The organism is Shewanella sp. 10N.286.51.B8 (assembly GCF_041469325.1).
GTDB lineage: Bacteria > Pseudomonadota > Gammaproteobacteria > Enterobacterales > Shewanellaceae > Shewanella.
Genome location: NZ_JBFRKG010000063.1, coordinates 1 through 24,450 on the forward strand (window position 1 = coordinate 1; position 24,450 = coordinate 24,450).

Sequence of the window (24,450 nt, forward strand, 5' to 3'; positions counted from 1 at the left end):
ACCTCGTTGCTACAGTTACTCAGAGTGGCTCATTTCAAAAAAGTTCATTAGCGCGGTAAATTATTTTAAAGTTTTTTTGGCTAGCTGGCTTGATTGGATTTTATTACTGCAATTTAGTTTTAAATCAGCAGTTTGAATTGGTGTTTAATCTCAGGTCATATTCAAGCTGAGATAAACTTGGCGCAAAAAAAATGGCAACCCAGTGGATTGCCAGAAGTATTTCTATGCGGGTCACTGTTAACGGTGCGCTAGCGTGTTAGCAATGTCCCAATTGGGAGTGATGATGAAAAAGAGTTACCAAATTCGAGTAGCGAAATAATTGGGGAGATTAAATCTATAAAAGCTCAGTATCGAAATAACCTTGATGAGGGGTTAGCCTATTACTGACTAGCTACATTACTAAGAGAGGCTAAGCTGCAAATGGTTCAATAAAATTTATTATTTTTTAAATATTTAGAATGATCGAAAGCGATACATTTTTATGTATCTGTTTTTATTAGGTTTTTGTGATAACCTTTATTGTTCTTTTATGGCGAACATCGTCAGGATTAAGGGGTGCTTTATAAACTTTGCTTTAACAAACCAGTCTCATCAAAAATTAGCTCCATAAAAAAAGGCAACCAAACGATTGCCTATTGATCCACTTTGAGATCAAAGGGACCGCGCTAGAAGTCCCAGGGAGATGATGAAAGTGAAAACACTGTCTATATACTATGAGCATCTCAAAGTGAAATAGTTCAAAAAAACATCAATTTTTTATATTTTTTATCAATAATTTTTTTATGCAATTAAATCAGTAGATTAAAAATACATTAAGTGTCGATTTAATGCGGTAACTATTACTTTTTCAGTAGATACTCAATTTGTTCTGCTAAATTTTCAGGTTTCATGGTCGGTGCATAACGCTTTAACACCTTGCCTTCTTTGTCTATTAAGAATTTAGTGAAGTTCCACTTAATTGACTCACTGCCCAGCAACCCTTTAGCTGAAGACTTAAGAAACTGATAGATAGGTGCGGCATTGGCGCCATTAACGTCCACCTTACTAAATAATGGAAAACTAACCCCGAAATTCAGTTCACAGAATTTGCTAATGGTAGCTTCGTCGCCTTTTTCTTGGGAGCCAAACTGGTTACATGGAAACCCTAATATCACTAAACCTTGCTCTTTATATAACTGATACAGGTGCTCAAGGGGTTTATATTGATGGGTGAAGCCGCATTCGCTAGCGGTGTTAACAACCAATACCACATGATCTTTAAATTGATCCATGGATACAGTGTTACCTTGAATGTCTACTGCGCTTTGCTGATAAAATGTTTGGCTCATGGTCAACTCCTAAAACGATAATAATACTTTTAAGTTTTATCATAACTGCAAATTGGATTGTGCACAATTTAAAATGCGGATTTAATAAACGCATAAGCTGATCTGGGCTTGCCATCAACGAGAGCAGTTAATTTTACCGATTAAGTTATACTCAACCGCGACTTGATATATTAACTTACAGGTATTGCTAACTCTTATTTATTGTAACTTGGTTGTGGTTTAATTGTGTGTTAATCCATCTAGGCGCTCGTGTTAGGCCTTTTTATAAAGACTAATTAATTAGCTCAGTATAATCTTGGCCCATAAGCACTTAGGTTTGAGGTTATAAATGAATAAAAAAATGATGGCTGTTATTGCAGCGAGTGTGTTTTGCGTCAATGTTAATGCTACTGAGTTTTCTTTAGGGCTCAGTGAGCACGTGGTATCTGCTGACATTAAGACCAATATTAACCCTAATGTTAATCTTGAAGCCGGTTATGTGTATTCAGATAAAAAGGGTAACTTGGCGCAGTTTGCCATGCATATGACCCATCAAACTGGTCCGCATTCAATTGAAATTGGCCCTAAGTTATCCAGTGTTTGGTTTGATAATAGTCCTAATGGCAGTGTCATTGCCGTCGGTGGACACTATGGCTTTGCGCTAGGCAATAAAATATCGCTGCATGCTGATGCTTATTATGCGCCGTCAGTATTGTCTTTTTCGGATGTCGATGGTTACACCGAATTAGGTGGAAAAGTGCAGTATGACTTTAACCCTAATATGGCGGTTTTTTTCGGTTATAGAAATATGACCTTCCAGTATGATGGTCGTTCAGATCGTGCTTTTGAAGATGGTTTCTATATTGGTGGCACTTCACGCTTCTAATACTTATTAAGCGGCACCTGTGGAAACACTCTCCACCAAAAAAAGCAAGTTGCGTGGCAACTTGCTTTTTATTATTTGTAATAGCAGCGTATTTGGCAGTGAGTTCATCTCAAAGTGAGTCGTGCTGCACTAATCATTTAGCCAAGAAGCCTATTTAGGTTTCCAGTTCAAAAAAGGTTTTGATGGTATCCATTTGGTTCATAGCGTCTTTATAACCGAGATCAATTAAGGCACTGGTGTAGGATTTTTCAAATAATAAGTATGACGCGATACTTGAGTCTGATTGACGATTAATGCCAATAAATTTCAATAATATTCTGATGGCGAGAGGTAAGTCTTGAAAGTAGCGCGCGGCAATAACACTTAAATCTTCACTGGGCTTAATGACTAAGGTGTCAATTTTACGCAAATTAACCAGCTTAGCATCGGCGGGTGGAATAAGGTCTAAGGTGCTGTTTATCCGCTCTAAGCGTTCTAAATCACTGTTTAAAGTGTCTGAGAAAATGGTATCCAGTAAATGACCTGCAATGGTTGCTGTTTTTGGGTGAGCATCTATATCACTGTGCCTTTGTTTATGAGGGCTATCTAGATTGATCACCATAATTTTTCTGGCTCCTAGATGTATCGGGCTGGATAACGGCGACAATTGGTGTACTGAGCCATCACCAAAATAGGCTTGTTTTAATTTTACCGATGGAAAAACCAATGGGATAGCTGAGGTCGCCATCAAATGATCTGTGGTTAATGTGGTGCGGGTACCTTGTCTTCTTGCCCGTTGCCAGTCGTTAATATGATGGCTAGCTTGATAGAAACTGTAGGAATATGAGTCATTGTAACTTGATGCATCTAAGCTAATGGCCTTTAAAGCGCCACTACCGATGTTGCGTTCAATACGCTGAAAATCGATTAATTGATTAAGTAGTTTTCGTAATGGCTGATTATCAAGCAGGCTGCCCGCTTCGGTATTGACCTTATCACTTTGTAGCCCTTTTAAGGCCATTTTTGATAAGTGTTTTAATACATTCCAAAACGATGAACTGTAGACTTTATGGGTTTCAAAGTGCCGCCAAACCCAATCAAGTTTGCGAACCCCTAAATGGAAACAAGAGGCATGGGTAGCTAATGACGTTGCGTTAATTGCACCTGCTGAGCTACCACTTAGAATATCAAACGGGATATGATGATTACGCGGATAAAGCTGAACTAGCGCTTTTAACACGCCAATCTGATACGCAGCCCGTGCGCCACCGCCACCTAATACCAGTGCAATTGAATCTGACAACTATGCTCTCCTCTGTTTGATAAGCTGATGATATCAGTATGTATAGCAATAACTGGTTATACCAATCAAAATAACATAATCGACAGTAGTTACATGTAAAATATGAAATGAAAACCAAAAAAAACGCACCTTAAAAGGTGCGTTTTTTACGGCATAGTTTTAAAGCGAATGATTAGCCATTAATTGCTGACTTGATAAAGTCGACAATCTGATCAAACGGGATATCTTGTTTTTCACCAGTGCGGCGGTTTTTATATTCAAACACGCCAGCATCGATATTACGATCGCCAATAACAATTACATGAGGCAAGCCAATTAGCTCCATGTCATTGAACATCACGCCTGGGCGCTCTTTACGGTCATCTAATAAGATTTCAATGCCTTGGGCACTTAAGTCTGCGTAAAGCTGCTCAGCCATGTCTTTTACGCGATGAGACTTATGCATATTCATCGGTAAAATCCCCACAGTGAACGGCGCCAGTGACTCAGGTAACTTCATACCGCGGTCATCATGGTTTTGCTCGATTGCAGCGGCAACGATACGGCTAACACCAGCGCCATAACAACCCATTTGCATCACTTTTGACTTACCGTTTTCATCAAGTACGGTTGCGCCCATTGCTTCTGAGTAGTTAGTACCAAGTTGGAAGATATGACCGACTTCAATACCACGTGCAAACGCATAAACACCTTTACCATCTGGGCTTGCTTCACCTTCAACCACGTTACGAATATCCATCGCTTGTGCCATTGGTAAATCGCGCTCCCAGTTGATGCCAAAGTAATGCTTACCTTCTTGGTTAGCACCAGCAGCAAAGTCGCTCATTAGCGCGACGTCACGGTCAATGATAATAGGCATTTCAAGGCCTACAGGGCCGATTGAACCTGGACCTGCGCCTACAGCTGCAACCATTTCAGCATCAGGGGCAAACTCAAGTGGTGAGGCAACGAGCTTATGCTTCTCAGCTTTTAATTCGTTTAACTCATGATCGCCACGAATAACTAATGCTACCAATGGTGCATCTTCAGTTGCGCCCTTAACAATCAGGGTTTTAACTGTTTTAGTTATTTCAAGTTCAAACTGCTCAACTAATTCAGCAATGGTTTTGGCATTTGGCGTATCAACGACAGTCATTTCCTGTGTTGGTGCGGCTAATGTGCCAGTTGGTGCTGCAGTTTCTGCTTTTTCAATGTTTGCGGCATAATCACTTTCAGTTGAATAAGCGATCAAGTCTTCACCACTGTTAGCAAGAACATGGAACTCATGTGAGGTACTACCACCAATTGAACCCGTGTCAGCAATAACAGGACGGAAAGCAAGACCCATATGATTAAAGATGTTGCAGTATGCTTGATGCATGTCTGCATAAGTCTTATCCATGCACTCTTGGGTTAAATGGAAAGAATAGGCATCTTTCATCAAAAATTCACGTGCACGCATCACGCCAAAACGAGGACGGACTTCATCACGGAATTTTGTTTGTACTTGATATAATGTCAGTGGTAATTGCTTATAAGAGCTCACTTCTTTACGGACTAAATCAGTAATCACTTCTTCATGGGTTGGGCCTAAAACGAAGTCGCGGTTATGACGATCTTGGAAGCGGAGCAATTCAGGACCAAATTTTTCCCAACGTCCTGTTTCAACCCAAAGATCGGCCGGCTGTACTAGGGGCATCAAAATTTCAATAGAACCGACTTTGTTCATTTCTTCACGAACAATGGCTTCGACTTTACGTAATACACGTAAACCACTCGGTAACCATGAATAAAGGCCTGATGCATTACGACGGATAAAGCCGGCACGTAACATCAATTGATGGCTGATGACTTCTGCATTTGCAGGTGTTTCTTTTTGTGTTGAAAGCAGGTACTTGCTAACTCGCATTCCCAATGTCCACTTAGTAGCTATTAATGTGCGACATTTTATCACCTGTAACGATGAAGTCACCAGATAATTAAGCGATACCTGACAAAGATAGCCATAGGGCTATGGCAAAATGATATGGGCGATAAATTAAAGCAACTATTTATCGCGTCGGTCGCCAATGATTTTGGCAGGGTTACCGGCAACAATCGCAAATTCGGGAACATCTTTGGTCACAATACTACCCATGCCAACAATGGCTTGGTTGCCAATAGTAACCCCATCAACAATGCCAGCTTGGGCGCCAATCCATACATCACGGCCAATGACAATACCCTTTGATTGACTGGGTTGTTGATAGATATCTTGCTCTGCTGACATGCCATGGTTAAAAGCATAAATCGTGACGTTATTGGCGATACGGGTTTTATCACCAATGGTGATGCCGCAGCGACCGCCATCAAAAGAGCAGCCATGATTAATGGCCACTTCATTGCCTAGGGTTATCGGCCCATGTAAAAACACCTCGGCGGCAATCATGCATTGATTTCCCATAGTTATATTGCGCCCAGGCTCTGCAAACACATTGGCTTCGGGGGCGATAAAACACTGCTGACCAAACTTAATGGTTTCAAGCTGCTCAAATTGTTGCTGAACTTCATCTTGCCAGGGTTTAGCCCAGGTAAATTGTTTGTCTTTTAAGGAAAAATACAACCACGGCATCCAAGATAAACGTTTTTTATGCTGAGTTTGATAATCAGGACTTTTGTTTGTATCAAGGGTGCTGTTCAAATCAGACTTCATATTAGTTTTGACCAACGCTGGTGGGTTTAATTTCAATAACATTAATCTGCTGCTCAGTGACGGTCCAAAAAATATCAATATCATATAAGGCCACTTGATATAATTTTGGATCTGCTTTGGCTTTTTTATAAGCAGGTCGAGGGTCTTGAGCTAACACGTCAGTAATAAGTTGAATTAAATCACTGTTATTGAGCTTAGATGAGTGGGCGTCAATTTGCGCTTTTGCCAAGCTTGAAAATTGTACATCAATTAATTTTGGCGCATCTTGAGCGATGCCACCTGTCGCACTTTCTATTGAGTCAGAAAATGGAATATAAGGTTTTATATCAATAATGGGGGTACCATCTAATAAATCCATGCCGGATATTTCAAGACAAACTTTGCCATTTTTCTGAATAACCTTATGCAATTTAACCACTGACTGGCCAATACCATTAGGTCTGAATGTAGAGCGGGTGGCAAATACGCCTAACTTTTCATTGCCACCTAATCTTGGTGGTCTGACGGTATTTTTCCAACCTTGCTGTAGGTTTTCATGAAAACAAAAAAGCAGCCATAAGTGTGAATATTGTTCAATACCTCTAACCGCATCAAGGTTATTGACTTGAGGGGCTAATTCAATAACACCTTTAATATTTACCAACCCTGGTTGTCTTGGGATACCAAACTTTTGTTTGTAAGGGGTACGACAATACCCGACGGCCTCTATTTGAGAGCTAAAGTTTTGCGCGTTAGGATCTGTTTTCATGTCTAAGAAACCGTCAAGTGTTGTTACTAATAAATTAAGAGGGGGCATAATCAAGCATTGAACCTAATAAATGTTCAATGCTTTGTTAATTTAATACTAAAGAGCCATTAGCCAATGTAAGGTTTTAAGCAAAGCGGGTGTTAATGTCTTTAAAATGCTTCGGATAACAGCATAAATAAAATGACTTAGACACCTAGCCTGATGGTTTAATTTCTTTGACCATTAGCCATTAATAGTCGGTTGCTCTAATACTAAATTATTAACAAGTATCTACTGCTCAGTAGCGGTTTTAATTGCTTGGCCGACACAAATTGCTTGGCTGTAGCAGCTGTCGACCTGTTGTTCTGTTAATAGGCATTTTTTGATCATTAGCCCATTGGCACCTAGCTCGACCGCCTGTTTTCGTGCATCGGTTCTCGCATCTGCAATGCTTGCAGGAACCCCATCAGCAGTTTGTTGGCATGATTCACCTTCAACTAGGCCTAACACCTCAAATGACCCTTTAGGGCGTTGGTTCTCTTTATATAGAACCACATTTCCAGGTTTGAAATAGTCATCAATTGCCTTAGTGTCTAGGTTACTATTAAAAGTGTATTCACTAGCACAACCAGATAATAATATTGCTGAGCTTATAGCTAAAGAAAAAACAGGACGAGAAACGTTCATAGTAAAGCCTAATTCAAAAGAGGTGAATGTAGTATAGTTTACAATGCTTGCTAGCAGGTGGGAATAGAATACAGATAAGAAAAAAGCTTACCAAAGTAAGCTTTTTCTATATGAAGGATGTCAAAACAGCAAGTGTTATTCCATACCAGGAATTAAGAAGTCTTCCATTGTTTTGCCATTATCAACTTGGTTTTTGAACACCGTTGGCATACGGCCTTGACCCGTCCACTGGATTAATTCGCCATCAACTTCAATTTGGTATTTAGCAGGGCGCGGCGCACGTTTTTTTGGTGCAGGCTTAATTGATACTTCACCTAAGTCTTCAATTGATAAACCACTGTTTTCAATTTGCGCTAGAATTTCAGCAATGCGTGCATTTCTTTCTGCATTGGCTTCTTGTTCTGCTTTTTCGTCTTCTTCTCTTTCTGTAATGATTTTTTCAAGCTTTACTGAAAGCTCACGTAAATCTTCTACAGACAACTCTTTAACTGCAGCTTTAAAACGACGACCATGGGTTAGTATTTCTAAAAAGTCACTCATATCAATGTGCATCCTAATGGTTATTAAATAATAAGTTTTCAAGTAATGCTTTAGAGATTAAAGAATACCTATCAAAATCGCTACATTGCTTAATTATTTAGCATTGGAGTGTCAAATTTAATTGACCATTAAGCATGTCAATAAAGCACAATATTTAATAGTAAAAAAATAAGTTTACTTGAATAGTCATTAATAATAGAAACTAAATCTGAATGGATCAAATAAAATCATCAATAAGTAGATAAAAATTAATTAATCTACCCTTTTAGGTACCTTATTTAATATAAATTGTGCAGATGTCAGTTCTTTTAAACGCACATTGAGCCAAAAAAATATAAACAAGTGTTTGACTTAGGTTGACGTTAACGTTAACAGGCCGTAAAGTTGAGCCATATTACATTGGTTAAAACCAATGTGCCGTCCACATACATTGAAGGTGTAAAAGGAAATCCCATGAAAGTATTGGTGCCTGTAAAGCGCGTAGTCGATGCAAATGTGAAGGTCAGAGTAAACGCTGACAACACAAATGTTGATACTGCTAATTTGAAAATGGCGTTAAACCCATTCTGTGAAATTGCAGTTGAAGAAGCTGTAAGATTGAAAGAAGCAGGAAGTGTTACGGAAATTGTTGTGGTCACTATTGGAGCTAAAAATGCTCAAGAACAATTACGTACCTCGATGGCGCTTGGTGCCGACCGTGCTATTCATGTCCTGACTGATGACGAGTTAGTGCCGTTATCGATTGCTAAAATTTTAAAAGCGGTTCAAGAAAAAGAACAAGCAGAATTAGTGATATTTGGTAAGCAATCTATTGATGGCGACAATAACCAAACCGGTCAAATGCTAGCTGCATTAACGAATATGCCTCAAGCAACGTTTGCATCAGAGCTAACATTAACGGCAGACAGTGCAGAAGTAACCCGTGAGATTGACGGCGGCTTACAAACAATAAAAATGCCATTACCAGCGGTGGTTACGGTTGATTTACGTTTAAATGAACCTCGTTACGCATCATTACCTAATATTATGAAAGCTAAGCGTAAGCCATTAGAGACACTTTCAATTGATGATTTAGGCGTAAGCTTAAAAGCACATCAAACCATTATAAAAGTCACCCCTCCAGCTGAGCGTAAAGCTGGCATCATGGTGAATTCAGTGGCTGAATTAGTTGAAAAGTTAAAAAATGAAGCGAAGGTGATCTAATTATGACTATTTTAGTATTAGCTGAACATGATAACGCAAGCTTAAAATTAGATACCGCTAAAGCAGTAAGCGCAGCGGTTGCCATTGGTGGTGATGTGCATGTGTTAGTTGCTGGTAGTGATTGTGCTGCAGCAGTTACCGCAGCGCAAGCATTAACAGGCGTAAGCAAGGTATTAGTTGCTGATAATGCTGTGTATCAAGCGCAACTAGCAGAAAACCTTTCACAGTTAGTGGTTAACCTTGCAGGTGATTACGAACATATTATTTCTGCGGCTAGCAGTGTCGGTAAAGATACCCTGCCACGAGTCGCGGCGTTATTAGATGTGGCGCAAGTTTCTGAAGTGATTGAAGTTGTAAGCCCAGATACCTTCGTGCGTCCTGTTTATGCCGGTTCGGCATTAGCGACAGTGCAAAGTTTAGATGCGGTTAAAGTGCTAACAGTACGAACCAGTGCTTTTGATGCCGCAACCAATGACGGCAGTGCAGAAGCGGTTATGGTTGATTTTGTTGCCACAGCAGCGGCAGAATTTGTTTCGCAAACATTAACTGAATCAGAGCGTCCTGAGCTTGGCAGTGCTGGGGTGATTGTTTCCGGCGGCCGCGGTATGGGCAGTGGTGAGAACTTTGCTATTTTAGAAGCGCTTGCTGATAAATTAACTGCTGCTGTTGGTGCTTCGCGCGCAGCTGTTGATGCTGGCTTTGTACCGAATGATTTACAAGTAGGACAAACTGGTAAAATTGTCGCACCTGATCTGTATATTGCTGTAGGTATCTCAGGGGCTATTCAGCATCTTGCTGGTATGAAAGACTCTAAAGTCATTGTGGCAATCAACAAAGATCCTGAAGCGCCGATTTTCCAGGTTGCAGATTATGGTCTGGAAGCTGATTTGTTTGAAGCGATCCCTGAGCTAACTAATTTGCTATAGTCCTTAATTAGAGCCCTTAATTAGAGCCCTAAATAATGCTCTTTATAATAGGATTATGGCTTACGCTAGTTTTTTAGTGAGTTAATATCCACTAATAAAAAACGGCACTAAAAGGCTTTTACCGAGAGGTAAAAGCCTTTTTTAATGTTCCGTAGATAGTTGCTGCCAATTTATACTAATGCGTTGTTATTTGCGGTGCTGTTCTATCAGTGAGCAAAAATTACCACTGCGTTAAATATGAACCCTTGCTAATAAAAGGTTACACTGGTGCTGCGTCAATGTGCGCGGTTTTAGTTGTGATGTTATATATCACAAGATAATCAAGTTTTATCTGGCAATGATGCTACTGCTTATGTTTGTATGATGGGGTGTTGATATACAGAGCCTTTCTGTTGTTAGCATAAGTAGAGGTGCATTAAGTATCAGTACGGGTGAGTTGGGTGATGCCAATAACTTATTCGGAAAGGATTTAGTGCCGAAGTAAATGGATTCTATCAAAACCATTTATTGGGGCAGTTACCGAAAGGGACTGCACTGTCATGGTAATTTCTATCCGAAAGGGTAGAAGAATATATATCGACAACGATATTGATATTACTGTGGAGTGCTACTGAAAAGAATTTCGTTTACGTATTCAACGTAAACTTGCCTTATCAGTTATTCTCCATTCGTACTCAACGAAGAAATTATAAGAAATGATGATAACAAGTTACGCCGATTCGGCTCTCTCGCTTTTGCCACCAGTAGTGGCTATTTTGCTCGCAGTATTAACTCGCCGAGTCTTACTTTCATTGGGCTTAGGTATTATCACCGGGGTGTTTTTACTCGGTGATTTTTCAGTTAGCGCTGCAGCCTCAAATTTACTGACTACCGTCACGGGTCTAGTTTGGGATGATGGCGCGCTCAATTCATGGAACCTACAAATTTTAGGTTTCTTGGTGATTTTGGGCATGATCACGGCATTAATCACGGTAAGTGGTTCAGCTCGCGCCTTTGCTGATTGGGCTCATCAACGTATTCGCAATAAACGTGATGCCAAGTTGATGACTATCTTCCTTGGTGTTGTAGTGTTTATTGATGACTACTTTAACAGTATTGTGGTGGGATCTATTGCACGTCCAATCACCGACCGTTACCACATTTCACGGGCTAAATTAGCCTACTTATTGGATTCAACAGCGGCACCAATTTGTGTTATCTCGCCTGTTTCAAGCTGGGGGGCGTACATTATCGCCCTGATCGGCGGGATTTTAACGGCTCATGGCTTTGCTGATACAGGGCATTTAAGTGTGTTCCTGCAAATGATCCCAATGAACTTTTATGCCATTTTTGCATTATTATTATTGGTGTGTGTGGCGTTATTTGGTTTAGATATTGGCCCAATGCGTAAGCATGAACAAAATGCCCAAAAGGGTGAGTTGTTCGACGAATCTAAAGGCTTACCACCAGGAGCCACAGCCGATTTACCAGAAGCGGAAACCGGTAAAATCATTGGCTTATTCTTACCTATATTAGTGTTAGTTGCGGCAACCTTCTATTTCATGGTGGCGTCAGGCGCTGATGCATTATCAGCTAATGATTTACCCTTTAGCATTTTAGGAGCATTTGAAAATACTGAAGTGAGCTCGTCACTATTTTACGGTTCACTGGTGGGGTTAGCGGTCACCTTAGTATTAACTGTGAAGCAAAAAATTGCTCTGCCTATGGTGTTCACTGGCATCAAACTTGGCGCTAAATCAATGCTACCTGCCATTTATATTTTGTTATTTGCTTGGACGATTTCAACGGTTATTGGCAACCTTGAAACCGGTAAATACATGGCCAGTTTAGCCACAGGCAATATTCCATTTGCGATGCTACCTGCAGTATTATTTTTATTAGCAGGCCTAACCGCATTTGCAACCGGCACCAGCTGGGGTACCTTCGGTATCATGTTGCCAATTGCAGCTGATATGGCGATGGGCAGTGATAGCACTATGATGTTACCTATGCTTGCAGCCGTGTTATCTGGTGCAGTATTTGGCGATCATTGTTCACCGATTTCAGATACCACTATCTTGTCGTCAACGGGGGCGAGTTGTCACCATATCGATCACGTAATGACGCAATTACCTTATGCGTTAATCGTGGCGGTCATTAGTATTATTGGCTACGGTGTATTAGGTTTTACCGCGTCAGTGGCCATGGGCTTGGTCACCTGTAGTGTGCTATTTGTATTAAGCGTTATTGGACTGAAGTTGATCACTAAATAGCGTAAGCTAACTCGGTTTGATTTAAGCTTATCGCGAACTTTAGATATAGCTAGCTTGTATGAAAATGCCGCTCAGATGAGCGGCATTTTTTATGTTTTAAAATCAAGGCTGCATAATAAAGTGGTATATATAAGCTAAATATCTAAGTCGAATCACTAGAGTGAACCTCAAAGGTTTAAGCTCACATGTTTTGTTTATGCAGCAGTTATTGTTAGCGAAGAGAAGCTGCGATTAGCACTGTGAGTGAATGACTGTTTCTGCCAATGGTGAGTGCAAGGGTTAGCAATTATAGGGATTAACAGGTACTGCTAATCAGCGTACTCGGATCTAGGTGAAAATTGAGATAAAAAAATGCCGCTCAAATGAGCGGCATTTTTAGGATTTAAGTTTAAGTGCTAAATAAAATTAGCTTCAACCAAACTTAAATGATGTTAAGCCACAAGGTTCTAATAGCGTTAGTTTAAACCACGACGCTCAAGTAATGCATCAGTCGTCGGCTCTTGACCTCTGAAGGCTTTATACGCATCCATTGGTGGTACTGAGTTACCCACTTCACGAATGGTTTTGCGATACTTCATCCCAATTTCACGGTTTAGACCGCCTTGAGTTTGTACGTAAGCAAAGGCATCAGCTGCAAGGATTTCACTCCACATGTAAGCGTAATAACTTGCAGAGTAGCCGCCCGGGAAAGCGTGAGCAAAATAGCTTGAGCGGTAACGAGGTGGTACCGCTTTAATGTCAACACCGTGTTTTTTCAGGGCGCTTGCTTCAAAGCTCGCCACATCTTGTAATGGCACATCAGCAGCAAGTGAATGCCACTCTAAATCAACTAGTGCTGCCGCCATATACTCTAAGGTGTCAAACCCTTGATTAAAGCTGCGAGACTCAAGTAATTTTTCTAGTAGTGCCTCAGGAATGACTTCGCCTGTTTCATAGTGCTTAGCATAGTTAGCCAGCACTTTAGGGTGCGCTGCCCAGTCTTCTTCAAATGTCGATGGGAACTCTACAAAGTCACGTGATACTGAGGTGCCCGCAAGTGATGGGTAAGTAACTTTTGAGAACATACCGTGGGTACCATGGCCCATTTCATGGAACATGGTGGTGACTTCACTGTAGCTCACAAATGTTGGCTGACCTTCAGGGGCTTTCTTAATGTTCATCACATTAACTACCACAGGCTTGTTGTTTAATAACTCAGACTGACCCACAAACGAGTTCATCCAAGCGCCGCCACGTTTACCTTCACGAGAAAAGTAATCAGCATAAAAGATAGCCATACTGCTGCCATCTTCATCAAACATTTCATACGCTTTTACATCAGGGTGATAAACAGGCAGATCAGGTCTTGGTGTTAAGGTCACGCCATACAATTCTTTAAGAGTGAAAAACACGCCATCTTCCAGTACACGATTAAATTCAAAATAAGGCTTAATTGATGCCTCATCTAAATCAAATTTTTCTTTACGTACACGCTCGGCATAATAAGCCCAATCCCATGGTTCAAGGGTAAAGTCGCCGCCCATTTTGGTGATCATTGCTTGTATGTCTGCGGCTTCTTTTTGGGTGTTTTCAACTACAGCAGGCACCATTGAGCCAAACATCTTATAAACCGCATCTGGGGTTTTGGCCATTTGTGGCGCTAAGCGGTAATCTGCCCAACTGTCATAACCCAGTAATTGGGCTTTTTCGGCACGTAGTTGCGCTAAACGAGCCACTAAAGAAGCAGTTTCATTGTCACCCGTTAAACCGCGGTTAGCAGATGCTTGCCATACTTGTTGACGTAACTGACGGTTGTCTAGTTGGGCTAATACAGGCTGACGAGTGGTGTTGGTAATGCTAAGTAAGTATTTACCTTCATGGCCTGCTGCACTGGCATCAATGGCTGCTGATATAATGGCGGTTGCTGATAAACCCGCAAGCTCTGACTCATCCTCAACGACTACGGCGATTTCTTTACTTAAGCGCATTAGTCGCTGTGAGAATTCGTTAGTCAAGGTTGACTGCTCTTCATTCAATACACGAATTTGCTGTTTTTGCGCTTCTGTTAGTTTAGCGCCCGCTAGAACAAAACGTTGATGATAAACTTCAATTAAGCGTTTTGCTTCAGGGCTAATTTCTAAGCCTTCACGGCTGTTATAAATCTGTTCAATGCGGCTAAAAAGTGCAGCATTTAAATTAATGTTGTCAGAATGGGCTGCCATTTTAGGCGCCATAATGCCCTGTATTTTACGTAGCTCAGGGTTGCTTGTTGAACCGGTTAAATTATAAAAAACCTTCGATGTACGGCCTAATAGTTCACCGCTTTTTTCCATGGCAACAATGGTATTTTCAAAGGTTGCAGGCGCTGGATTGTTAGCAATAACCAAGATTTGCTGGTAATGCTCATTGATACCTTGCTCAAGCGCAGGTAAGAAGTGCTCATTTTTTATGTCAGCAAAATTAGGGGTTTGATATTGCAAGCTGCTTGGAGCAAAAAAAGGATTATCTGCTTGTATCATAGTGACGTTTTCAGCTTGGGTTGTATCAGTATTTGAGATTGAGCATCCACCTACGACGATTGTGGCAGCAATAGCTGCAGCAACAAGTGTTTTATGCATAGTGTTTAGACTTCCTATTATATTTTATTGTTCAAACAATCTATCAATTGTTTCTTAATCGTATCTGAAGTAATACAAAAAGCGTGAACTATGATGGCTTTTTTAACGTTAACTGTTTAATAAATGTGACATGTTAACTGGATTTAACATGTAATTACTGCTGCGAGAGGTGATTAGCTCAAAAGCGCAGCTGCACAGAGATGATTTTTTGTGATACCGACATGAGTTTATCTATTCTAACGCTTATTTCGCTGCTGAAAAAATGATAAACTGCCACGGTAAATAACCATAAGGACACACCGTTTTGGCGCAACTCTACTTCTACTATTCTGCAATGAATGCAGGTAAATCAACTTCGCTACTGCAATCATCGTACAACTACCGTGAACGTGGAATGAATACCTTAGTCATGACAGCGTCAATTGATGATCGTTATGGTATTGGCAAAGTGGCTTCTCGTATTGGTATTGAAACCGAAGCCCATGTTTTTAGTGATGGTGATAACCTTGCTTATTTTATTGAAAAGCAACTTGCTGAACAAAAGCTGCACTGCATATTAATTGATGAGTCGCAATTTTTAAGTAAAGAGCAAGTTAAGCAGTTAACCCATGTGGTTGATAATTTTGATATTCCAGTGCTGTGCTATGGTTTAAAAACCGACTTTCAAGGTGAATTGTTTACCGGAAGCCAATACTTATTAGCCTGGGCTGATAAATTGGTAGAACTTAAAACTATTTGCCATTGCGGCCGTAAAGCCAACATGGTGTTAAGACTGGATGGCAACGGTAAGCCTATGCGTGATGGTGAGCAAGTTGCCATTGGCGGTAACGAAAGTTACGAGTCGGTATGCCGTAAGCATTTTAGAGAATTTCTTTGGGACTAGTTCGTTGCAGTTAACGAGTTACTCTTAAATAAAACAGCGCCTATATTGATTTATAGGCGCTGTTTTTGTTTGGACTTGTTTTTGGTAGTTACTTACAAAGCAGCGTTAAAAATCCGCCTCATCAAAATTAGCAATATGCGCTACTCGCTTCAATTTGCTTAGGTAAACTTCGAGCCTAGCTACCCCAGTAACTCAGATATTATTAGGGCGTAGTTTGAATGTATCGTTATTTGCGATTAAAAATCCGCTTCATCAAAGCTGGCAATATGTTCGCTACTTGCTTCAATTTGCTTACGTAAGCTTCGAGTCTGACTGCCCCAGTAGCTCATATAAAACTGAGCGGTTTTAAGTTTGCCTTTATAGAACTCCGTTTCTTCAGTACCAGCTTCAATAGCTGCAAACGAGGTGGCGGCAATACGGGTCCACATCCACGCCAGCGTGGTGATGCCAAATAGCTGCATGTAGGCCATAGAAGCTGCGCCAATAATATCTGGATTAGTGCTGGCAGATTTGACGATAAAGCCAGTGGCTTTTTCTAAATCGCCTGCCGCATCCATTAAGCCGGCAATGTAAGGCTGCATGTTTGCATTGGCGCTGTTTTCTTGGATGAGTTGTTTAACCATCCCTGACCACAATGTCAGTGCAGCGCCTTTATCTGAGAGTAATTTACGGCCAACTAAATCCAATGCTTGTACGCCATTGGTGCCTTCATAAATCATCGCAATGCGAATATCGCGGACAAATTGTTCCATGCCCCATTCGTTAATATATCCGTGGCCGCCATAAACTTGCTGCGCATCAACACAGGCTTTAAAGCCTTGGTCGGTGACAAAGCCTTTTACTATTGGGGTAAATAGCGCTGCCAGCATTGAAGCTTGTTTTGCTTGTGCGGGATCAGTATGGCGCTCAGCAGAGTCTAGCCAAAGCGCTTGCTGGCCCATTAAGGCGCGGGTGCCTTCATTAAATGCTTTTTGCGACAACAGCATTCTGCGCACATCGCCATGAACTAAAATAGAGTCAGCGGCTTGCTCTGGTTGTTTAGCACCAGATAACGCGCGGCCTTGAATGCGACCTTTAGCATATTCCAATGCGTTTTGATAAGCGATATCAGACACGCCTAAACCCTGAATGCCGACGCCTAAGCGGGCTTGATTCATCATGGTGAACATTGCCTTTAAACCTTGATGAGGTGCGCCGACTAATTCACCTAGAGCATTATCAAAATGCATCACACAGGTGGAGTTACCATGAATACCCATTTTATGTTCAAGACCGGTGGCAGATAAACTATTAGCTTCACCCAAACTGCCGTCATCGTTAACCATAAACTTAGGTACCGCAAACAATGAGATCCCTTTAACGCCTTCTGGAGCGTCAGGTAATTTAGCTAATACCAAGTGAATGATATTTTCCGCTAAATCATGATCACCAGATGAGATAAATATTTTTTCACCGCTAATGGCAAATTGGCCATCTGCAGCTGGGGTTGCCTTAGTGCGCAGTAAAGCTAAATCAGTGCCAGCATGAGACTCAGTTAAGTTCATGGTGCCAGTCCACTCACCACTGACCAGCTTGGCAAGGTATTTTTGTTTCAGTGCATCACTACCATGAACGTGGATAGCTGAGTAAGCACCATGGGTTAACCCTGGGTACATGGCAAAGGCCATATTGGTGGCGGTTTTCATTTCGGTGGCAAAGGTGCCAATAACTTCGGGTAAGCCTTGACCGCCATATTCAGGATCACAGGTTAATGTGGCCCAACCATCATCAACGTATTGTTTATACGCCTGTTTAAATCCTTTTGGGGTAATCACTTTGCCATCCACAAGCTGACAACCTTCAAGATCACCTGAAGCATTAAGCGGCAACATAATCTCGGTAGTGAAATCGGCCACGCCTTGCAAAATAGCATCAGCAAGCTCAGGGTCGATTTCATCAAAACCTGATAAGTTAGGTTGCTGATAAATATTAAGTAATTCAGATAATATGAATTGATAATCTCTAAGGGGGGCTTGATAAATCGGCATAATAGGATCCTTTCTTATGATATTTCTGTGCTTACTCGCATAGTGACAGAATTGATGTTCAAGAATTAAACAGGTGTTTAACCATAACTAACTTTGAGCAAAAACTCAGTAATTATTTATCGGCGGTTTGTTAACTTCACAGTGGCAATTATAGCGTCAGGTGTCGTTATTGAATGTGGATGGCTATTGAAAAGTGAGATTGATGTGCTTCTATTATGCTAATAGGTAATATAGTCAATGGGTTGTATTGAGCTAGTTTTGAATTAAAGCTGATTTGAGTGATTGATTTGAAACTAGCACTCACATCCCTGTGAATGCTACATCGATTCAGTATTGTGGCAATGGCTGCTAAAGTTTAACTCAAAACCACGTTTATCGCCCTAGTTATAGCATTTAGTTAGTGCACGTAAGTACTGATTCAGTTAATTCGCGGTCTTGTTGTTGTGATAACGGCAACTCCCTTGCTTGCTCGCGCAGATAGTCCATTCCCGCTAAGAAACCGGAGAACATTTTCAGCGCAATAAATTGCCCTTCAGTGGTAGTGCGGTAGTTACTGCCTTGTTTTTTTATTGCCCCAGCTGCATGCAAATAACTCATTTCTAAGGGAAATGCCTGCCACAATGTTTTACCGGTATGGGCTTTAAATTGTTGATTATCTAATACACCATGACCCATCATCATCATTAAGTGATGTTGAATTAGCGCTTTTTGCTCAAGAGGTTTGGTATAACAGGTACCACTATGGCCGGCATTGATACGCTCAATATAGGTTGGGATATCAAAGCTGGAAATGTTGAATTGCTCGCCAAAGCGGCCAAAGGCACCAGAGCCAACCCCAAAGCAATCTTCACCGTCGAGCACATATTTGTTTTCAACTGGTTGGCCAAAATTACGGCTAAATGTCCATGGGAACTCCATTAAGTACTTGTCACCTAACGCTTGTTTAACAGCTAGAAATTGCGGCCAAAGTTCATTAGGCTCACCTGCAAGGCTACCTGCTTTTTTACGGTTTTTACCAATGCCGATAGTCAGTGGATAAGTAGTAATTTGATCAGGGCTTAAGCGAATCGTTTGCTCAAGATCCCAAGCAATTGACTCAGGCGTTTGCACCTTAAAGCCATACATCATATCGAGGTTTACAGTGGGGATGACCTCAATGGCGCGGCTAACGTATTCAGCTTGCTGTAATCCCGAACCAAACTTTTCAAAACGGCCACTGGCTTTTAAAATCTTATCGTCAAAGCTTTGCACCCCAATGGACATTCTATCCACTAAGCCTTTAAGTAAATGTGGATTGCCTTCTTTAAAGTAGATTGGATCGCTTTCGCAAGAGACCTCGCGTACCGTGGTGATCGATTTAATCATCTCGATGGTTTTAATCAATTCATCTTCTAAAATGGTCGTAGTACCACCGCCAATATAAACCCGGTTAAAGGTATAGCCTTTGGCAATAACTTCTCTAATTTCTTTTCTCAGGGCTTTGAAATACTCTCTGGCAATGCCTTCAACAAATTTGATTTTATGGAATGAGCAAAAACGGCATAAAGTATGGCAAAAAGGAATGTGAATATAGAGGGTTTCGATGGGTTTTTCAGGGATATAGTCTTTGGCGTCAACATCAACTTCAACCGCATTTTTCAAGCTTAAAGAGCGTTTAATCGTTTGACCCATAACCCAGTCGAGGCTATTGGTTGCAAGGTCTAACCTTGTGGTTGAGAGAGTGGATTTCATTAAAGCCCTCATTGATATCATTATGTCTAATATAACCAGACTAATGGACTCCAGTGGTGATAAATGTCGGCTGAAGCATGAAAATACAAATATCTACAAATTAGAGGGTAATTTGTTACTAAAGTTTGATGGTTATCACTTTCTTGTAGCAGTTGCAGACTGCAATATTTTGATTATTTGTTGTTTTTTTGTGCGAAGCTGTTAACCGTTCCTAATTTTCATTGTGGTTAATAGTTTATTTTGAATCACTAATATTGAATATAGTGCTAACGCTGTGGTTGCGGCAGGTGGGCAATTAATTAAAACACGCGTGTGATCACTTTTACTCAGGCTGCAAATAGCGTACATTATGCGCAATTGTATTTTTTAAAGAACTCTTCATTTTATTTTATAAACTATGTGCAAGGGGAAAACTATGAAACATCGTTGGCAGATAGCCATTTCAGCAGGGCTTTTGGCGGGATTATGGGCTGGTGTGGCCGATGTATTTCAGTTAGTTACTTGGATTGGCTTTTTAAGTTGTAGTACTTTTTTTGCTCAGGCTGAATCAGGCATAAAAGGTATGTTCATGGCCATGAGCACTAATTTATCAGGTGTATTTTGGGGCTGGTTAATTATTGCTGGCAGTAGCTTGTTTGTGTCACCGACATTTGGTTACCTCTTTACAGCTATCGCAACCTCAGCAATGTGTTTACAGGCAAGCTATCAAAAGCTGGCATTCATTCCTGGGGCATTTATTGGCTGTTGTGTCACTTTTGCCATGGGAGGCGATATTGCTGCAATATTACCGCCATTGTTAATTGGCGCTATGCTGGGTTACAGCATGAGTTTATTGACGGGGCAGTTGATTAATTTGACTGAAAAGTTTCAAGGTTTATCGGTAAATAAATCAGTTGATGCCGCTAGTAATAATGCAGCGAAAGAGTTATAAGCCTGTTAGTAAATCATTGTAAAAGTAGCGTTTTTTTGTTTTTGGTACTTTTAATACATAGTGTTTTTTGTCATTGAGTTAGCACAAATTGATTTACTCCCTTGTGCTAACTCGCTAGGATGTTGCCCCATTTAGCATCTAGCAAGGTATCACATGAGATCCGTAACACTGGCTTTAATCCTCATCGCTTTATTCAGTCTTTTTAGCAGTTCATCAGTTAACGCCGCGCCACAAGTGGGTTTAATGGTGGGTAGTGATTCAGGTATCAATGTCAAAATTGATGATTACAAGATTGGTGTTGGATTTGACGAGTTATCTTTTACTATGGATAGAACCTTTAATTTCCAAGATAACCCAAATTTTTATTGGGGCCTTGGGGGTAAAATTGCTGACTCACATAAAGATGATATTCAGTTAGGTGCTAGAGCGGTGTTTGGTGCTCACGCTAAAGTGGAGCGTTTTACCTTTTTTGCTGAAGCACAACCGACCTTGTATATACTTGATGATGTTAAAGTGAAATTAGAAGCCATTGCTGGGGTGAGATATCACTTCTAGGTTTTCAATCTGCCGATTGAATGGCTAAGTTGAGATTTGTTGCCATCGTTTTGGTTAAAGTTGTAATCAAAGCTTTAGCTAGTGAGTTAGTGAAGTAGGGAATGCCAAGGTATTCCCTTTTTTGTGGCTGATTTTTGATGGTTTGATGGTTTGATGGTTTGTTTGATGGTTTGTTTGATGGTTTGTTTGATTGGATGTAACTTGATAGCTGGTGATTGGTGATTGGTGATTGGTGATTGGTGATTGAGAGTTAGTGGCAGGATTACAAGCTGTCGGTTGCTAAAGTCAACGTCGTGGGTTATCCACCCACACCCGACGAAGAGGGGAAACAACAGCAATCCGCCTCTTACTTTTCTAAGAACCATTTTTCTTGATCCCACTTATTTAACAATGGCGGTCATTACCCCAGCGACAATGAAGATAGGCTAAAAACGTTTGGCAGTATCTAAGCATGTTTACAACAGCATTTAGCGATGAAAAACGCTGCAAAATACTGACTATGAGTTATTTTTAGCATCTGAATTGAGTCAATTTGCTGTTATCATAGCGACATTATTTTATAGAAAAGGCATTCGTATGACCTCCCTTGCAGAACTTAATATTACCGACATCACGGTTGGTGAAGGCAAAGCCGCAGAAAAAGGTGCATTAATCACCTGTAAATATACCGGTAAATTAGCCGATGGCAGCGTATTTGATAGCTCAGAAGCATTTCAAGTGGTGATCACCGCTAAACGGGTTATCCAAGGTTGGTATCAAGGTATTATTGGGGACAACCCAATGAAGGTCGGCGGAACACGTAAACTGTCAGTCCCTGCTCACCTTGGTTATGGCGAGCGCAAAATTGGCGATAAAATTCCGCCTAATTCTGATCTATTCTTTGAAATTGAATTATTAGAAGTGCTAACCCGTGATGATTAATATTAGTACTTTATAACTGCTGAGATTAATCATCAGCATTGTAGTGAATGATGAATGGCAACAGTAATATATATACAGTAACTTTTAGTATGTACAATGTGTATTAAGGCAGAGAAATCTGCCATTTTTGTTTATGGCCTGCGGCCACAGAGATTAAAGTCGTGGCGTTTCGCCACATTAAGTCAACGTCGTGGGTTATCCACCCACACCTGACCAAGAGGGGAAACAACAGCAATCCCCCTCTTACTCTTTCTAAGAACCATCCCATGCCGCTCCGGCGAAGTTGTCACCTTCGGCCTTATTCGAAAATAGCTGACGCTTTCGATAGGCCATCGATGGCCAAACGAAAGCTAGCCAGACATCCATGTCTGGCTCACGCTATTTTCTTCAACGCCCTCAGCAACTTCCAACGGAGAATATTGAATCAACAGGTTCAATTGTTGGTTGGATAAAGAAAGTTTACTCTGACCCCATTTATTTATAAAGTGGGGTTAAGTACTTCTTCAAAGTGAGCAAAATGGCTACCAATAAAGTTAAATGGAATGGAAGAAAAAGGACAGTTAAATTATCCATATTTTTAGTTATCATTATTGCTTTAAATGTTCTGACTTACTTGTATAGAGATTTAATACTTTACGGTTATATTTTTTATAGCAGCGATTATAAAGAAGATAATAAGGTTGTATTACTTTCAGATGAAAGTGGTGGTAATCAGTCATTTGAACTGAGTGATTACTATGTAATAGCTAGAGGGGAGCCCAGCATAAAGTATTTCGTTTATACTAGTTTATTAGTATATGAGGGTGGCATTATTAGAATTGATAAGCTATCTGTTGACAAAAAAGAGCTAATAGAAAAGTTATATTCTGACCATTATATTGAAGATATTTATGTTACTGGTCACTGCTCTGTATTTAGGTTTATTAAACCTTTTAAAGGTGTTGAACATGAGTATTTTGCGCTTCTCGGCGGTGTTCAAGCTGTATTGTCATTTGATAGTAGCGATGGCGAGGGAAGTAGCTCCTCTGAAATATGTAATATTTTTAAGAATGCGGATAGTTTGTCATAGTTTAAGAATCTTGCTGTTTCTATATCGTCTACTTTTCAAATATTACCTACAGTGACTAAGATTTAAAGTCGTGGTGCTTCGCCCACACCAGACGAAAGGGAAACAACAGCATTTCCCTTTTCGCTGATTCATATATAAAGATTCTTGCCGCTCCGGCGAAGTGTTGATCCTCATGCTTAATTAAGCGAATTCACTACCGCCTTAGATTCGCCATCCATGGCTCAACTAAGGCTATGTCGGCGTCGATAGGCAGGATGCCTGAATGTCATGTAGTGCAGGGATGCACGTGAATGACCTGCCTCCATCACGTAAATTAGCTAAACGCCCTCAGACACTTCCAACGGAGATCATTGAATCAGCAGGTTCAATTGGTATTAATTATTAAGTTTACTCTGAGCCTGACGGAATCCCATGAATTCTATCCCTGCTAAATCTTGTGACTTTTTAATCACAAAAGGTTTTTTAAAACTAAAATGAACTCAGTTTCCTTAATTCTCAATAGCCTTATTGATTCCAGTTTTTGCTCTTTCAGTGCCTTACTATTATTTAGTGTATTAATTGTTTCAGTTGCTTGTGTGTCAAACTCATTCACTTTATTTACAATTTCAGAGTTACCTAGTAAACCAGCGATTGCTTTAGCTTTAGAAAGATTCGACTCTTGAGAAAGCATATCAAATCCAGAGGTTTTCAGAGTTTCAACTTGGCTTTTTTCAGGGTACATACCTATCGATAGAAGGTGTGAAGTGTACCCGTATAATTTCCCTGAAAAACTAGAAAAGCAATCTATTAACTCATTTATTTTGGCTCTTCTAAAATTTTGATTATTGCTCTTTTCTTCCTGTTTTACCTTACTCCTTTCCAACAAGTAAGGTATAAATCCTGCAATTAACCCGGCAAATGCAGGGAATCCAATTTTGACAGCATCCTTATAGAGTTCTATTTCTTCTGGGCTCATATAATTACTCTTTTTATTTTTGGGTAAACTTGTAAAGGTTGATTTTAAAATCATTTTTACATTGCCTAATATAGAGCTAAATTGAATACAGCTTAAATCAGTGTATGTAAATGAAGCTTTCTATTTATAGTTAATTATATTTTTTAGATTAGAATTGAAAATATTACTTTCAATTATTTAACAATAGGTTACATGATATAGATAACTCTTCATCATGGAAACCAATCATTTAAGTGCTTATTTAAGTCATGAACATATACTAAAGACAGGAAATTGCTAGATTCAATAATCTCCATTTGA

Annotated in this window: 20 protein-coding genes and 1 riboswitch; of the genes, 9 read left to right on the forward strand and 11 right to left on the reverse strand. The window is 40.3% G+C overall.

The window, feature by feature from the left end:
* Positions 1 to 839: 839 nt before the first annotated feature.
* The gene (locus AB4160_RS18965; protein WP_372006018.1) at positions 840 to 1,328 is read right to left on the reverse strand and encodes a glutathione peroxidase; all 489 of its coding nucleotides are present in this window, start codon (positions 1,326 to 1,328) and stop codon (positions 840 to 842) included.
* A 328-nt stretch (positions 1,329 to 1,656) separates the two neighbouring features.
* Between AB4160_RS18965 and AB4160_RS18970 the strand changes: the two genes are divergently transcribed.
* Complete coding sequence (locus AB4160_RS18970) at positions 1,657 to 2,193, forward strand: YfaZ family outer membrane protein (RefSeq protein ID WP_102440659.1); 537 nt, start codon at positions 1,657 to 1,659, stop codon at positions 2,191 to 2,193.
* Positions 2,194 to 2,347: 154 nt separating this feature from the next.
* Here AB4160_RS18970 and AB4160_RS18975 read toward each other — a convergent pair whose 3' ends face one another.
* From AB4160_RS18975 to AB4160_RS19000, 6 genes are all read right to left on the reverse strand, one after another.
* Positions 2,348 to 3,475, reverse strand: a complete 1,128-nt coding sequence (locus tag AB4160_RS18975) for a patatin-like phospholipase family protein (RefSeq protein ID WP_102440658.1) — start codon at positions 3,473 to 3,475, stop codon at positions 2,348 to 2,350.
* A gap of 172 nt (positions 3,476 to 3,647) precedes the next feature.
* The gene (locus tag AB4160_RS18980) at positions 3,648 to 5,363 is read right to left on the reverse strand and encodes a proline--tRNA ligase (RefSeq protein WP_372006020.1); all 1,716 of its coding nucleotides are present in this window, start codon (positions 5,361 to 5,363) and stop codon (positions 3,648 to 3,650) included.
* 138 nt (positions 5,364 to 5,501) lie between these two features.
* Entirely contained in the window at positions 5,502 to 6,146 is a 645-nt protein-coding gene (locus tag AB4160_RS18985) for a DapH/DapD/GlmU-related protein (RefSeq protein ID WP_102440662.1), read from the reverse strand.
* A gap of 1 nt (position 6,147) precedes the next feature.
* On the reverse strand, positions 6,148 to 6,894 hold the full coding sequence (gene tsaA, locus AB4160_RS18990; protein ID WP_102477014.1) for a tRNA (N6-threonylcarbamoyladenosine(37)-N6)-methyltransferase TrmO: 747 nt from the start codon (positions 6,892 to 6,894) through the stop codon (positions 6,148 to 6,150).
* Between the two features lie 270 nt (positions 6,895 to 7,164).
* A complete protein-coding gene (rcsF, locus tag AB4160_RS18995) occupies positions 7,165 to 7,560 on the reverse strand; it encodes an Rcs stress response system protein RcsF (protein ID WP_102440656.1) in 396 nt (131 codons plus the stop codon).
* 135 nt (positions 7,561 to 7,695) lie between these two features.
* Entirely contained in the window at positions 7,696 to 8,100 is a 405-nt protein-coding gene (locus AB4160_RS19000; protein WP_076540367.1) for an H-NS family nucleoid-associated regulatory protein, read from the reverse strand.
* A 453-nt stretch (positions 8,101 to 8,553) separates the two neighbouring features.
* Here AB4160_RS19000 and AB4160_RS19005 point away from each other — a divergent pair, with 453 nt between their 5' ends.
* The 3 genes from AB4160_RS19005 to AB4160_RS19015 all read left to right on the forward strand — a co-directional run bounded on the left by AB4160_RS19005 (position 8,554) and on the right by AB4160_RS19015 (position 12,481).
* The gene (locus tag AB4160_RS19005) at positions 8,554 to 9,303 is read left to right on the forward strand and encodes an electron transfer flavoprotein subunit beta/FixA family protein (protein WP_102440655.1); all 750 of its coding nucleotides are present in this window, start codon (positions 8,554 to 8,556) and stop codon (positions 9,301 to 9,303) included.
* 2 nt (positions 9,304 to 9,305) lie between these two features.
* Positions 9,306 to 10,229 carry an electron transfer flavoprotein subunit alpha/FixB family protein gene (locus AB4160_RS19010; protein ID WP_303503531.1) on the forward strand — a complete coding sequence of 308 codons (924 nt, stop codon included), beginning with the start codon at positions 9,306 to 9,308 and terminating at the stop codon, positions 10,227 to 10,229.
* A gap of 397 nt (positions 10,230 to 10,626) precedes the next feature.
* Positions 10,627 to 10,847: riboswitch (Lysine riboswitch) on the forward strand.
* Positions 10,848 to 10,924: 77 nt separating this feature from the next.
* Positions 10,925 to 12,481: a Na+/H+ antiporter NhaC family protein gene (locus AB4160_RS19015; protein WP_102476998.1), complete on the forward strand. Its 1,557-nt coding sequence runs from the start codon at positions 10,925 to 10,927 to the stop codon at positions 12,479 to 12,481.
* Positions 12,482 to 12,936: 455 nt separating this feature from the next.
* Here AB4160_RS19015 and AB4160_RS19020 read toward each other — a convergent pair whose 3' ends face one another.
* Positions 12,937 to 15,078, reverse strand: coding sequence for a M3 family metallopeptidase (locus AB4160_RS19020; protein WP_372006022.1), 2,142 nt, complete (start codon positions 15,076 to 15,078; stop codon positions 12,937 to 12,939).
* A 304-nt stretch (positions 15,079 to 15,382) separates the two neighbouring features.
* On the opposite strand from AB4160_RS19020, the gene AB4160_RS19025 reads away from it, so the two are divergent.
* Positions 15,383 to 15,961 (forward strand): thymidine kinase, encoded by a 579-nt coding sequence (locus tag AB4160_RS19025; protein ID WP_076540377.1) that lies wholly within the window; start codon positions 15,383 to 15,385, stop codon positions 15,959 to 15,961.
* Positions 15,962 to 16,197: 236 nt separating this feature from the next.
* Here AB4160_RS19025 and AB4160_RS19030 read toward each other — a convergent pair whose 3' ends face one another.
* Complete coding sequence (locus AB4160_RS19030; RefSeq protein WP_372006023.1) at positions 16,198 to 17,988, reverse strand: acyl-CoA dehydrogenase C-terminal domain-containing protein; 1,791 nt, start codon at positions 17,986 to 17,988, stop codon at positions 16,198 to 16,200.
* A 393-nt stretch (positions 17,989 to 18,381) separates the two neighbouring features.
* Positions 18,382 to 19,719, reverse strand: a complete 1,338-nt coding sequence (locus tag AB4160_RS19035) for a coproporphyrinogen III oxidase family protein (protein WP_372006025.1) — start codon at positions 19,717 to 19,719, stop codon at positions 18,382 to 18,384.
* Positions 19,720 to 20,134: 415 nt separating this feature from the next.
* Between AB4160_RS19035 and AB4160_RS19040 the strand changes: the two genes are divergently transcribed.
* The 4 genes from AB4160_RS19040 to AB4160_RS19055 all read left to right on the forward strand — a co-directional run bounded on the left by AB4160_RS19040 (position 20,135) and on the right by AB4160_RS19055 (position 23,195).
* Positions 20,135 to 20,650 (forward strand): DUF1097 domain-containing protein, encoded by a 516-nt coding sequence (locus AB4160_RS19040; protein ID WP_372001337.1) that lies wholly within the window; start codon positions 20,135 to 20,137, stop codon positions 20,648 to 20,650.
* A gap of 153 nt (positions 20,651 to 20,803) precedes the next feature.
* Positions 20,804 to 21,205 carry a hypothetical protein gene (locus AB4160_RS19045; RefSeq protein WP_372006027.1) on the forward strand — a complete coding sequence of 134 codons (402 nt, stop codon included), beginning with the start codon at positions 20,804 to 20,806 and terminating at the stop codon, positions 21,203 to 21,205.
* Between the two features lie 576 nt (positions 21,206 to 21,781).
* Positions 21,782 to 22,126, forward strand: coding sequence for an FKBP-type peptidyl-prolyl cis-trans isomerase (locus AB4160_RS19050; RefSeq protein WP_102477004.1), 345 nt, complete (start codon positions 21,782 to 21,784; stop codon positions 22,124 to 22,126).
* 517 nt (positions 22,127 to 22,643) lie between these two features.
* The gene (locus AB4160_RS19055) at positions 22,644 to 23,195 is read left to right on the forward strand and encodes a hypothetical protein (RefSeq protein ID WP_102440646.1); all 552 of its coding nucleotides are present in this window, start codon (positions 22,644 to 22,646) and stop codon (positions 23,193 to 23,195) included.
* Positions 23,196 to 23,643: 448 nt separating this feature from the next.
* Here AB4160_RS19055 and AB4160_RS19060 read toward each other — a convergent pair whose 3' ends face one another.
* Complete coding sequence (locus AB4160_RS19060; RefSeq protein WP_133126596.1) at positions 23,644 to 24,150, reverse strand: hypothetical protein; 507 nt, start codon at positions 24,148 to 24,150, stop codon at positions 23,644 to 23,646.
* Between the last annotated feature and the right edge of the window lie 300 nt (positions 24,151 to 24,450).

Excerpts from the sequence above, each read along its gene's own strand:
- AB4160_RS19050 (WP_102477004.1), top strand. The coding sequence starts at position 21,782 with ATGACCTCCCTTGCAGAACTTAATATTACCGACATCACGGTTGGTGAA.
- AB4160_RS18970 (WP_102440659.1), top strand. The coding sequence starts at position 1,657 with ATGAATAAAAAAATGATGGCTGTTATTGCAGCGAGTGTGTTTTGCGTC.
- AB4160_RS18980 (WP_372006020.1), bottom strand. The coding sequence starts at position 5,363 with ATGCGAGTTAGCAAGTACCTGCTTTCAACACAAAAAGAAACACCTGCA.
- AB4160_RS19040 (WP_372001337.1), top strand. The coding sequence starts at position 20,135 with ATGAAACATCGTTGGCAGATAGCCATTTCAGCAGGGCTTTTGGCGGGA.
- AB4160_RS19015 (WP_102476998.1), top strand. The coding sequence starts at position 10,925 with ATGATGATAACAAGTTACGCCGATTCGGCTCTCTCGCTTTTGCCACCA.
- AB4160_RS19005 (WP_102440655.1), top strand. The coding sequence starts at position 8,554 with ATGAAAGTATTGGTGCCTGTAAAGCGCGTAGTCGATGCAAATGTGAAG.
- AB4160_RS19000 (WP_076540367.1), bottom strand. The coding sequence starts at position 8,100 with ATGAGTGACTTTTTAGAAATACTAACCCATGGTCGTCGTTTTAAAGCT.
- AB4160_RS19055 (WP_102440646.1), top strand. The coding sequence starts at position 22,644 with ATGGCTACCAATAAAGTTAAATGGAATGGAAGAAAAAGGACAGTTAAA.
- AB4160_RS19010 (WP_303503531.1), top strand. The coding sequence starts at position 9,306 with ATGACTATTTTAGTATTAGCTGAACATGATAACGCAAGCTTAAAATTA.
- AB4160_RS19030 (WP_372006023.1), bottom strand. The coding sequence starts at position 17,988 with ATGCCGATTTATCAAGCCCCCCTTAGAGATTATCAATTCATATTATCT.
- AB4160_RS19035 (WP_372006025.1), bottom strand. The coding sequence starts at position 19,719 with ATGAAATCCACTCTCTCAACCACAAGGTTAGACCTTGCAACCAATAGC.
- rcsF (WP_102440656.1), bottom strand. The coding sequence starts at position 7,560 with ATGAACGTTTCTCGTCCTGTTTTTTCTTTAGCTATAAGCTCAGCAATA.
- AB4160_RS19045 (WP_372006027.1), top strand. The coding sequence starts at position 20,804 with ATGAGATCCGTAACACTGGCTTTAATCCTCATCGCTTTATTCAGTCTT.
- tsaA (WP_102477014.1), bottom strand. The coding sequence starts at position 6,894 with ATGAAAACAGATCCTAACGCGCAAAACTTTAGCTCTCAAATAGAGGCC.
- AB4160_RS19020 (WP_372006022.1), bottom strand. The coding sequence starts at position 15,078 with ATGCATAAAACACTTGTTGCTGCAGCTATTGCTGCCACAATCGTCGTA.
- AB4160_RS18965 (WP_372006018.1), bottom strand. The coding sequence starts at position 1,328 with ATGAGCCAAACATTTTATCAGCAAAGCGCAGTAGACATTCAAGGTAAC.
- AB4160_RS18985 (WP_102440662.1), bottom strand. The coding sequence starts at position 6,146 with ATGAAGTCTGATTTGAACAGCACCCTTGATACAAACAAAAGTCCTGAT.
- AB4160_RS19060 (WP_133126596.1), bottom strand. The coding sequence starts at position 24,150 with ATGAGCCCAGAAGAAATAGAACTCTATAAGGATGCTGTCAAAATTGGA.